This is a genomic window from Ideonella sp. (assembly GCF_044358605.1).
Classification (GTDB): domain Bacteria; phylum Pseudomonadota; class Gammaproteobacteria; order Burkholderiales; family Burkholderiaceae_C; genus Ideonella.
The window spans coordinates 74962-86232 of the sequence record NZ_JBIKNQ010000012.1; the positions used below are offsets into that span (position 1 = coordinate 74962).

Genomic DNA, 11271 nt, shown 5'->3' on the forward strand with positions numbered 1-11271 from the left:
GCTATGCTGAGCCCATCGCCCTTTGGCATGTCTCCGAACTGAGGCGTCCGTCTGGGCGGGCTGCTCGAGCAGCTGGCAAGAATTTATATCTACGAGGCAAACCATGCGTCTGATTCTGTTGGGTGCCCCCGGCGCCGGCAAAGGTACCCAAGCCAACTTCATCTGCCAAAAATACGGCATCCCTCAAATCTCCACTGGCGACATGCTGCGTGCCGCCGTCAAGGCCGGTACCGAAATGGGCTTGGCCGCCAAAAAGATCATGGATGCGGGCGGCCTGGTCAGTGATGACATCATCATTGGCTTAGTCAAGGAGCGCATCGCGCAGGCCGACTGCGCCAACGGCTTCTTGTTTGATGGTTTTCCCCGCACCATCCCGCAAGCCGACGCTATGAAGGCCGCAGGGGTGAAGCTGGACTTGGTGTTGGAAATCGATGTACCTAACGAAGCCATCATTGAGCGCATGAGCGGCCGCCGGGTGCACGTGGCTTCGGGCCGCACCTACCATGTCAAGTTCAATCCTCCCAAGGTGGAAGGCCAAGATGACGTGACGGGTGAAGCGCTGATCCAGCGTGACGACGACCAAGAAACCACCGTGCGCAAGCGCCTGGATGTCTATCAAGCCCAAACCCGCCCGCTGGTGGACTACTACAGCACCTGGGCCGCGACGGGCGATGCGCAAGCCCCCCGTTATCGCAAGATCCTCGGTTTGGGTACGGTCGAAGAAATCACAGCCCGTGCACTCGACGCATTGAGCTGAGTTGGGGATTCCCTCCGCAAAAAGGCGCTACGGCGCCTTTTTTCATGGGCGATGAACTGAACTCCTTTTGACGCGCCCATGAAAAAAGCCACCCGAAGGTGGCTTTCCCTGCGAACGCAGTGGTGCGAGATCAGCGAACCACAGCGATCTGTTCGCGCTTGTCACCCTTGTAGGTGAACATGGTCAGCGCGCCGTTCTTGATGTCACCCTTTTCGTCGAAGGTGATGTTGCCGGTCACACCCTTGTAGTCGGTGGTCTTGGCCAACACTGGGAGGTACTTGGCAGGGTCAGACGAGCCAGCCTTGACCATGGCGGCCACCATCACGTTGGTGGCGTCATAGACGTACGGAGCGTAGATCTGCACATCGGCGTTGAACTTCTTCTTGAAGTCGGCCTTGAACTTCTCCAGGCCCGCCTTCTGGCTGCCTTCGACGCCGCCAGCTTCAGCGCACACCACTTGACCATCAGCCATTGCACCGGCAGCCAGCTTAGGCAACTCGCCCGAGCAAATGCCGTCGCCGCCCATGAACTTGGCATTGATGCCCAGCTGCTTCATTTGGCGGATCATCGGGCCGGCCACAGCATCCATGCCGCCGTAGAACACGACGTCAGGCTTGGTGGCCTTGATGGAGGTCAGGATAGCGGTGAAGTCCGTGGCCTTGTCGTTGGTGAACTCGCGCTTGGCGATCTTGCCACCCTTGGACTTAACGCCCTTCTCGAACTCATCGGCCACGCCTTGGCCGTAAGCCGTGCGGTCGTCGATCACGGCAATGGTCTTGCCCTTCAACTGCTCGACGGCGTAACGGCCCAGGGTGCCACCCAGATGCACGTCATCAGCCACCACACGGAAGGTGGTCTTATAGCCTTGACGGGTGAACTTGGGGTTGGTCGCCGAGGGCGAGATTTGCGGGATGCCCGCATCGCTGTAGACCTTGGAAGCAGGAATGGAAGTACCCGAGTTCAGGTGACCGACCACGCCAGCGACTTTGGAGTCCACCAGCTTCTGGGCAGCAGCCGTGCCTTGCTTGGGATCGCCAGCGTCATCTTCGGCCAGCAATTCGAACTTAGCCTTCTTGCCACCGATCGTCACGCCCTTGGCGTTCAGTTCGTCAATGGCCATACGGGCGCCGTTCTCATTGTCCTTACCCAGGTGGGCAATGCCACCGCTGGTAGGACCAACGTGACCGATCTTGACCACCAGCTCTTGGGCATGGAGCGAGCCGGCCACTAGGGCCGCTGCGGCAGCGACGATCACATTCATTTTGACTTGCATAGGTTCGAACCTCCAAAAGGGGTAAGTTGAGACGTAATGTCCAAACAGTCGGTTGTGCTCAACGGGCGTGACGATACTCCAAAACAAGCCCCTTCCCCGCAAGATAAAAGCCTCTTGGGATTGGGGCTTGCCCCAATGAAATGCACCGTCTGCCTGCCGCTGAGCTCATCAGCACAATTCGGGCCAAGCGTCAGAGAACGCTGCCTGATTCAAGCTCAATGAACTTGTGTCAGCAGTGCAGCCCCAACGCGCGCGGTCCTGTTTTGGATGACCCACGCCTCAAGGCAGTGGGTGATGTTGAACTTGCCAGCCTTGCGCAGCGTACTGACGCCACCGAGCACGGCCCGCTTGAGCCTCCTCGGGGCCTATGCCCACCAATTCAGCCACGCGTTCAAACCCCAACAGCATCTCGGGGTCTACACCCAAGTTGACCCCACTGGTCCAAGGCACGCTGGGCTCAGGCGCATCCAGCAACCAAATGCGGGTGCGCTGCCCCCCAACAGGGAGTTCCGCACCCGGCCGGTGCCTGATGTGGGGCGTGAACTCCCCCACGGGCTGTTCCCAGAGCCACTGATCCAGGCGGTTCAGCATGGGGGCAGGGCCAAACACAGCGAGGCAATCTCCTTCCTGCACCTTCTTGCGAAGGAGCCGAGCGGCATACGTCAGGACGTCAGGAATGCCGGTGATGAAGACCACACTCGCCATGATGACGGCCTAGGCTCAGCCCTTGTAGCCGGCCCGGGCCAGCACAAAGTGAGTCAGCAAACCGACGGGGCGACCCGTGGCACCCTTTTGGGCGCCGCCCTTCCAAGCCACGCCGGCAATGTCCAAGTGGGCCCAAGCGTATTTGCGTGTGAAGCGGTGCAAGAACTTGGCTGCCGTGATGGAACCGCCTGCACGACCAGCAATGTTAGCCATGTCAGCAAAGTTGCTCTTCAGGCCTTCGTCGTACTCCTCGTCCAGCGGCATGCGCCAGCACGGGTCTTGTGCCGTCCGCGAAGCAGCCAAGAGGTCCTCACCCAACTGGTCATCCGAGGCATACAGGCCGGCATGGTGAGCGCCCAAAGCGATCACGCAAGCCCCGGTCAAGGTTGCCACATCCACCACGGCTGCAGGCTTGTAACGCTCAGCATAGGTCAGCGCATCGCACAGAATCAGGCGACCTTCGGCGTCGGTATTCAGGATCTCGATGGTTTGGCCAGACAAGCTCGTCACCACATCACCGGGCTTGGTCGCGCGGCCGCTGGGCATGTTCTCGCAGGCAGGGATCAGCGCCACAACATTGATCTTGGGCTTGAGCTCGCCGATGGCCCGCATGGCTCCCAAGACCGATGCGGCACCACCCATGTCGTACTTCATCTCGTCCATTTCGGCACCTGGCTTCAGCGAGATGCCGCCGGTGTCGAAGGTGATGCCCTTACCGACCAGCACGATGGGCGCTGCTTTAGCGGCTGCGCCCGTGTATTCCATGATGATGAAGCGCAAAGGCTCGTCGGAACCTTGAGCGACCGACAGGAAGGAGCCCATGCCGATCTTCTCGACGGCCTTGCGGTCCAGGAGCTTCACGGTCATGCCGTGGTCCTTGCCGATGCGCTTGGCTTCTTCACCCAGGTAGGTCGGCGTGCAGAAGTTACCAGGCCGGTTGGCTGTTTCCTTCGCCAAAGACACACCGGCTGCAATGGCTTGACCACGTGCCAGGCCTGCCTTGGCTGCGGCCAAATCGTTCTTGCTGGCCACCAGAGACACCTTGGCTGGCAGCTGGGGTGCTTCCGCACTGGGCTTGGTGTGGCTGTAGTGGTAGGAGGCTTGCTCCATCGCCAGCACCAGGCTTTCTGCATGGCCACTCTCCACTGCGCCGCCCACGCAAACCGCCAAATGCTTGACTGCCCGACCCTTGAGCGCTGCGAAACCCAGCCCAACGGCAGCTTTCACCGACTTGGCGCTCGCATCTCGCGCCCCAACCAGCACAATGCGTTGGGCTTTCACGCCCGACAATCCATGAAGATAGAGCGTTCGACCCGCCTTGCGCTCGAAATCCCCCTGTTTGAGGGCCGATTGCAGGGCCTGATCAATCACCTTGTCGCCCACGTCACCGCCATCGGCGGGTAGCACGATGAGTAAAGTGTCTGCAGAAAGGGCACTGAGGCCCTCGGCCGGCGTCACCAAAGCTTGGAAGTTCATAATCCGACTCGGAATGAAAATGAATTTTTGATGTTATTCGATTCGAGTGTCCGCAGAGAGATAGCCCGCACATTTGGCGCCACATTGGTGGTGATCCTCACCATCGTGTTGACGATGATGCTGATCCGAACCCTAGGAGAGGCCGCCAAAGGCGCTGTTGCGCCTAAAGATGTCGTGTTGGCGCTTGGCTTTTTGGCCGTGGGACAGTTGCCCACCATGCTGACGCTGTCCCTCTTTGTGGCCATTGTGGTGACCCTTGGCCGCATGTACCGCGACAGCGAAATGGCCATTTGGTTTTCAAGTGGCATACCGCTCTCTCGTTTTGTGCGCCCAGTGCTTCGGGCGGGCTGGCCCGTGATCGCGCTCACTTTGCTCTTAGTGGCCTTTATTTGGCCCTGGGCCAACGCCCAGATTGCTGAGATGAAAACTCGGTACCAGCAACGCTCTGATTTGTTGCGTGTCTCCCCCGGGTCATTTCAGTCTTCCGCCGATGGCAACCGTGTCTTCTTCGTCGAGCGAGCAGGTGACGTGGAAGGGGCTAAGCACGTGTTCTTGCTCGACAAGCAAGAGGAACGAGAGGCCGTGACAACGGCGCGCTCTGGGCGCCTGATCAGCGACAACGGTGAGCGCCGACTCATCTTGGAAACTGGCCAGCGCAATGAACAGAACACAGCCAGTCAGACCTTCTCGCGCATGACTTTTGAGCACTTTGCCATGACGGTGGACTTGGACAAGTCCGCATCTCTGGATAAACCGCCCCCCAAAGCCACGCCCACCTTGACCTTGTTGCTTCAACCCAGCGCGGCAAACCAAGGCGAGCTGACTTGGCGTTTAGGGCTGGTATTGGCTGCGGCGAATTTCCTCTTGCTGGGCATCGCCACTGCGGCCACCAACCCGCGCCGCGCCAGCAATTGGAATCTGATGTTCGCTTTGCTGGGATTCATCGTCTACTACAACGTGGTCAATTTGAGTCAAGCCTGGGTCGCATCCCAGCGTCTGTCCATGGGCGCAGCGTTATTGGCGGTACATGGCCCGGCGCTGTTGTTGGCCGTCTTGCTCATCGTCTGGCGTGATCGGGGAGCCGTACAAACTTGGCGTGAATGGCTGCGCCCCGGGAGGGCCACATGAAAACCGTTCGCCGCTTGATTTGGCGTGACGTGATCTGGTCGGTGATGTTTGTCTCCGTGGCTTTTCTGTCGCTGTTTTTCTTCACCGATTTTTTGGGCGAATTGGAAGACGTGAGTAAGCGCGGTTACCCCATTTGGGCCGCAGTCGCGGGCGCCTTGTTGAAACAGCCCGTGCGCTTCTATGAACTGTTCCCCATCACCGTCTTGATCGGCACCATTTATGCCATGGCCCGGCTCGCGGAGTCCTCGGAGTTCACGATCTTAAGGACCGGTGGCTTGGGTCCGTGGCGAGCCCTGTCACTGTTGCTGAGTTTGGGCTTGATCATGGCCGCGCTCACCTTTGTGATCGGGGAATACGTCGCGCCCTACGGCGACCGCCAAGCCAACGCACTGAAGGCCCAACTGCGTGGCGGCAATGCCCTAGGGGGAGCGGGCGCCTGGCTCAAAGAGCATCGGCCCGCCAGCACTGTTCTGACACCGACGCAGTCACCGTCTGACGCCAGCCCCCTCACTGCCACCGGTGAACGCAATATCTCGATCAATGTGAAGGGCACCGAAGGCGCAACCGGGCTCAGTCAGATTCGGATCTTTGAACACGATGAACGCGGCCACCTCATCCGCCGCATAGAAGCCCCTTCAGCGCAGGTTGCACCTACCGCTCAAGGGTCAGTCTGGCAACTCAAAGATGCGGTGGTCTCCGAATGGCCCGCCGATGCCAGTTTGGCCTTGCAACAACGCAAGGTGGCTAGCTTGGCTTGGTACACCAGCCTGGACGAACGCTTGGTGGCAGCCGCTGTGTCCCCCATCGACAGCATGTCTACGCCCGAATTGTGGCGCTATACGCAGCATCTCAACGAACAGGAGCAAACCGCGCAACGCTATGAGCTGCAGTTCTGGAAGCGTGTGCTTTACCCCTTCGCCTGCATCGTGATGCTGGCCCTGGCACTGCCCTTTGCCTATCTGCACGCCCGCTCCGGCGGCATCAGCCTCAAAGTGTTTGGCGGCATCATGCTGGGCATCAGTTTCGTGCTACTCAACAATGTGGTGGGCCACCTCAGCCTACTGCGAGACTGGACCCCTTGGCTGGCGGCTTTAGCCCCGAGCCTGCTCTATTTGGCACTGTCCATGGCCGCATTCGTGTGGCTGGTTCGTTACCGCTGAGATCTTCATGCAAGGCATTATTTTGTTCGCGCACGGCGCACGCTTGTCGCAATGGGCCGAGCCCTTTGAGAGGGTCGCAAGCAGCGTTCGCGCTGCGCGCCCTGATGTCGTGGTTGAGCTGGCCTATTTGGAGTTCATGAGCCCGGACTTGGCGCAATGCGGCCAAGGGCTGGTTGAGCAAGGCTGCGAGCGTGTCGATGTTCTGCCTTTGTTCTTGGGCGCAGGTGGGCATGTGCGCAAAGACCTGCCTTTGCGCGTAGAGGAATTGGCCACGCGATTCCCTGAGGTTGTCTGGACCCTGCAGCCAGCGGCGGGCGAGTCTGACATCGTGGTCCATGCACTGGCGCAGCTTGCGCTGCAGTATGTACCCAGCCCGCAGGGAGACCTCGCCGCATGAACCTGCATCAGTTTCGATTCGTCCAAGAAGCGGTCCGGCGGAACTTGAACCTGACCGAAACCGCCAAGGCCTTGTTCACCTCTCAACCTGGCATCTCCAAAGCCATCTTGGAGCTAGAGGAAGAGTTGGGCATCGATATCTTCGTTCGGCACGGCAAGCGCTTGACCCGGGTCACGGAGCCTGGGCAAGACGTGCTGCGATCCGTGGACGTGATCATGCGCGAGATCGCCAATCTGAAACGCATTGGCGAGGAGTTCTCCAAACAAGACAGTGGCCGGCTCAGCATCGCCGCCACCCACACCCAGGCGCGCTATGTGCTGCCGGAGCCCATCACGCAACTGCGCAAGCGCTTCCCGAAGGTGCAGGTCAGCCTGCATCAAGGCACACCCGAGCAAGTGGCGCGGATGCTCCTGGACGACACCGCCGATATTGGCCTGGCCACGGAGTCGCTGGCCGATTTTGACGAGCTTGTCACCCTGCCCTGCTACGAATGGCAGCATGTGGTGGTCCTGCCCTTGGAGCACCCGCTTGCGGCGGTCGAGCGACTCAGCCTAGAGCAATTGGCGGCTGAGCCACTCATCTCTTACCACCCCTCGTTCACCGGCCGCAGCCGTATCGACCAGGCCTTTGCACAGCGCAGACTGACCACCAACATTGCCTTGGAAGCCATCGACTCCGATGTGATCAAGACTTATGTGCGGGCAGGCCTGGGTGTGGGCATCGTGGCCGAAATGTCCATGCGGCAGGAACCTGCAGGGGGTGACTTGATCAGCAAACCGGCCGGTCATTTGTTTGGCAGCAATACCTCGCGGGTGGCCTTCCGCAAAGGCGCCTATTTGCGCAGCTATGTGCTGACCTTGGCCGAATTGATCTCTGACCGACTTAGCCGCAGCCTGATCGAGCGCGCCATGCTCGGGCAGGGTGACGACTATTCGCTTTAACGCATTGCTCGAAACGGTCTTGCAGCCATGACCTCACTGTCCGCACCACAGTCACGTTTACCCCATGTGGGCACCACCATCTTCAGCGTGATGTCGGCCCTGGCAGCCCAGCACAAAGCCGTGAACTTGGGCCAAGGCTTTCCTGATTTCGCTTGTGAGCCCGCCTTAATTGACGCGGTGCATGAGGCCATGCGCGCCGGGCACAACCAGTACCCGCCCATGCAAGGCGTGCCACTGCTGCGTCAACGCATCTCAGAGAAACTGGCCCGCCAACACGGAAGAGCCGCCGACCCTGACACCGAGATCACCATCACCGCGGGCGCCACTCAGGCCATCCTGACGGCACTGTTGGCGCTTGTGCATCCCGGTGATGAGGTGATCGTGCTGGAACCTTGCTACGACAGCTATGGCCCGGCCATCGAATTGGCGGGCGGCCAGATCGTCCGCGTAGGGCTGGATCCGCTGACCTTCCGCCCTGACTTTGATCGCCTTCGGGCCGCGCTCACCGCCAAAACCCGAGTGGTCATCGTCAATTCTCCGCACAACCCGACAGGCGTGGTGTGGCGGGCGGCCGAGTGGGATGCCCTGGCTGAATGCTTGCGCGGAAGCGCTGCCTGGCTGATCTCGGACGAGGTGTACGAGCACATGGTGTTTGATGACCGCCTCCACAGTGGTGTGTGGGGCCATCAGGAGCTGGCGGCAAGAAGCCTGATGATCTCAAGCTTTGGAAAAACTTACCATGTCACAGGCTGGAAGGTGGGCTATGTGGTGGCGCCTGCCGCCTTGACGGCTGAGTTTCGCAAGGTCCATCAGTTCAATGTGTTCACCGTGAACACGCCCATGCAGCATGGCCTGGCGGCCTTCATGGCGGAGCCTCATCACCACGAAGGCCTCTCAGCCTTTTACCAAGCCAAACGCGATCACTTTTGTGCAGGCTTGGCCCAAACACCGCTGCGACTCCTGCCCTGCGAAGGCACTTATTTTGTGTGCGCGGAGTACGAGGCGATCAGCCGCATACCTGATACACAGTTCTGCCGTTGGCTGACCACCGAAGTCGGTGTGGCGGCCATTCCGCTGTCGGCCTTCTATGCTGAGCCGCCAGTGCGACAACGCATTCGATTCTGCTTTGCCAAGCAGACGGCCACGTTGGACAGCGCTCTGCAGCGGCTGCAAACCATGCGCCCATGAAAAAGGCACGACCTCGGTCGTGCCTCTTGCTATTGCGAGCCCCCTCGCAAGACGCCTTCTTCAGCGACGATCGAGAGTCAGCCCGCCAGCACCGGTATTCGGTGCTTCGTTCAACTCCGCACCATCGCGAATCACAGGATACTCAAACGAGGTGAGCTGAAACCCGCCCCGCGCAGGGTCGTCATCCAACTCAACCGGTCCCGACGCTACAACATCGCCCAGCGGCAAGAGCACGTCCACCTCGGGGGCAGCGCTGCCGCCGCCTTGTTGCCAGAGATCGCGCGCCAGCGAATAGAGGAGCAGCACGTCCTTATAGGCTGGCAGGTCAAACATGTCCTGCGCATCATCCTTTCGGAACAGCATCGCCTCCAGGACCGCCATGGCATCGAGAGGAGATGCCCAGACTGCCTGCAACTGGATCACCGCGTCGCTGTAGTCCTCCAAGGTGCGGCCTTGCAGGGGGCCTGCCTCCCAATCGGGGGCATACACATTGAAGCGACGATTGAAGCGAGCCCGAATGCGTTCATAGGCGTTGGGGTCACCTTGGCGCTTATAAATTTCCAGCAGCTTGGTATAGGGCAAGGGGCTGAGTCCCCCCGTGCCTCTCAGGTGCGTCATGAGCAGGTCAACGGCAGCGTCTTCCTGGCCTAGCGCAATGAAGAAGTCGGCCTGCTGCTCCAGGTCCAACAGTTCCTCGACCGACACTTCGCGCGGTACCGCAGTTGCCCCATCGACAAATGAGCCACTGGACGAACTCATACCGTAGCTTTGAGGCTGAACGACGGTGCGCTCCATAGAGGACTCATCGGCCGCAGGCGGCTCCCACACCGACGCATCACCCGACTTGGTGGCGCTATGACCTTGGTCAGCGGGCGCCATATAGTGATCATGCCCGGAGATCACAGGCTCTGGTACGGGGCCACGGCTATCCTGAGCTTGGCCGGAAGCCCACCACTGCACGCCAGTGCCTTCGCGCTGTTTGCCCTGGCGACGTACACGCATCGCCAGCCACAAGGCGACGCCACCAACCAGCAGCAGCAGCCCGGCCAACCAGGGCAGCAATCGGCTCTGGGACTCGGCATCCGCCAACCGTGATCGCAGCGTGTTTGAGGCATCCACGGACGCCTGACGCTCACGCTTGAGATCAGCCAGGGTCTTTTCCAGGGCTTGCAGTCGACGTAGGTCTTCACCCACCGCGTCGCCGGACAACGCACCGGAAGCTGCCGCCAGAACCTCTCCGCCAGGCGCACGCATCAGCGGCTCTTCAATGTCCATGCGCAAACGCGGGCCAGAGCCCACATCGAGCAGCAATCGTGCCATCTGAGCATCGTTAGGTGCGGCCACGGCAGCACGTGCAGGTGAAGGGCTCACGGCTGGCAAGGCAGCATTGCCAGCCAGCATGATCTCGGCAGCTGATGCACCTGACTTGGTCTTCGACTTGTCCGCACGCGCTTCTTTGCGACGCTCAGACCGGGACGGCTTGGGGGCGACCTCGCTGGCAGCCAACCGTTCCGCCCGCGTCTCGCGGTCCACCACGCTTCTGGCCCGCTTCGGTGCCCGGGCAACGGGCGCTAACTCATTGCTGTCAAAGCTTGATCCCATCATCACCGGCGCAGTGATTCCCATATTGGCAGGAATATTGCGCTGAGAAACTGTGGGGGGATCCGCCAGTGCTGTAAATCGACGCATGAAGCGCCTCTCACATCCAGCACTCACAGCCAATTCAATCACGGGCTCTTCAATGGGCGAGGTCGTTGAGATCCGAGCGATCCAATCTTGCTCGGAACTGCCTTGAACCAAAACCACCCGCACTTGACTGGCCGGCAAGGTGTTCTCACCTGCGATCACCTCAGCGCTTACACACTGTGCCGTCAGCACTTCGCCAGGCTCCGTGCGGAGGGGAATCAGCACATTCAGTGGCTGCCCCAGCACAGCTGAAGGTGTGGTTCTGCCAAAACCCACGGCCTGCGCACCAAAGGCAGTGCAGACCAGTGTGCAGCAAATAACTTGCTCGATTGCTCGTTTAGACATCCCGTGAGGCGTAGTTTGACCTAATTAATGCGGTTCACTCTATCACGAATGTTTACAAGCTGATCCCTGCATGTAGGGGGAAAAAGGCCGTGATGTCAAAATCGTCAGTAGGTGTCACGTCTCATGTGATCATTGGCCGATTCGAAGCTGGCCGCTACTTCAGGCCAGAGCTGTCCTGAGCGAGTTGCTGGCTTCGATCCCAGAGAGTTCATCAT

At 60.0% G+C, this 11271-nt stretch carries 10 protein-coding genes; 6 read left to right on the plus strand and 4 right to left on the minus strand.

Annotated elements, in window-relative coordinates:
- Positions 1–103: 103 nt before the first annotated feature.
- The gene (gene adk / locus ACIQ3Q_RS06555; protein ID WP_396268213.1) at positions 104–757 is read left to right on the plus strand and encodes an adenylate kinase; all 654 of its coding nucleotides are present in this window, start codon (positions 104–106) and stop codon (positions 755–757) included.
- A gap of 130 nt (positions 758–887) precedes the next feature.
- On the opposite strand, the gene ACIQ3Q_RS06560 is transcribed toward adk, so the two are convergent.
- From ACIQ3Q_RS06560 to ACIQ3Q_RS06570, 3 genes are all read right to left on the minus strand, one after another.
- Positions 888–2030, minus strand: a complete 1143-nt coding sequence (locus ACIQ3Q_RS06560; RefSeq protein ID WP_396268214.1) for a branched-chain amino acid ABC transporter substrate-binding protein — start codon at positions 2028–2030, stop codon at positions 888–890.
- A 279-nt stretch (positions 2031–2309) separates the two neighbouring features.
- Entirely contained in the window at positions 2310–2735 is a 426-nt protein-coding gene (locus ACIQ3Q_RS06565) for a DNA polymerase III subunit chi (protein ID WP_396268215.1), read from the minus strand.
- Positions 2736–2750: 15 nt separating this feature from the next.
- A complete protein-coding gene (locus ACIQ3Q_RS06570; RefSeq protein ID WP_396268216.1) occupies positions 2751–4211 on the minus strand; it encodes a leucyl aminopeptidase in 1461 nt (486 codons plus the stop codon).
- Positions 4212–4241: 30 nt separating this feature from the next.
- Here ACIQ3Q_RS06570 and lptF point away from each other — a divergent pair, with 30 nt between their 5' ends.
- From lptF to ACIQ3Q_RS06595, 5 genes are read left to right on the plus strand one after another with little or no spacing between them, the layout of a single operon-like run.
- Complete coding sequence (lptF, locus tag ACIQ3Q_RS06575) at positions 4242–5339, plus strand: LPS export ABC transporter permease LptF (RefSeq protein ID WP_396268217.1); 1098 nt, start codon at positions 4242–4244, stop codon at positions 5337–5339.
- Positions 5336–6499 carry an LPS export ABC transporter permease LptG gene (gene lptG, locus ACIQ3Q_RS06580; RefSeq protein ID WP_396268218.1) on the plus strand — a complete coding sequence of 388 codons (1164 nt, stop codon included), beginning with the start codon at positions 5336–5338 and terminating at the stop codon, positions 6497–6499. Before lptF ends, lptG begins: the two co-directional genes overlap by 4 nt.
- 7 nt (positions 6500–6506) lie before the next feature.
- Complete coding sequence (locus tag ACIQ3Q_RS06585; RefSeq protein ID WP_396268219.1) at positions 6507–6896, plus strand: sirohydrochlorin chelatase; 390 nt, start codon at positions 6507–6509, stop codon at positions 6894–6896.
- Complete coding sequence (locus tag ACIQ3Q_RS06590; protein ID WP_396268220.1) at positions 6893–7837, plus strand: CysB family HTH-type transcriptional regulator; 945 nt, start codon at positions 6893–6895, stop codon at positions 7835–7837. The genes ACIQ3Q_RS06585 and ACIQ3Q_RS06590 overlap by 4 nt, the downstream gene beginning before the upstream one ends.
- 27 nt (positions 7838–7864) lie before the next feature.
- On the plus strand, positions 7865–9025 hold the full coding sequence (locus ACIQ3Q_RS06595; protein WP_396268222.1) for a pyridoxal phosphate-dependent aminotransferase: 1161 nt from the start codon (positions 7865–7867) through the stop codon (positions 9023–9025).
- Between the two features lie 60 nt (positions 9026–9085).
- Here ACIQ3Q_RS06595 and ACIQ3Q_RS06600 read toward each other — a convergent pair whose 3' ends face one another.
- Positions 9086–10651: a hypothetical protein gene (locus ACIQ3Q_RS06600; RefSeq protein WP_396268223.1), complete on the minus strand. Its 1566-nt coding sequence runs from the start codon at positions 10649–10651 to the stop codon at positions 9086–9088.
- Between the last annotated feature and the right edge of the window lie 620 nt (positions 10652–11271).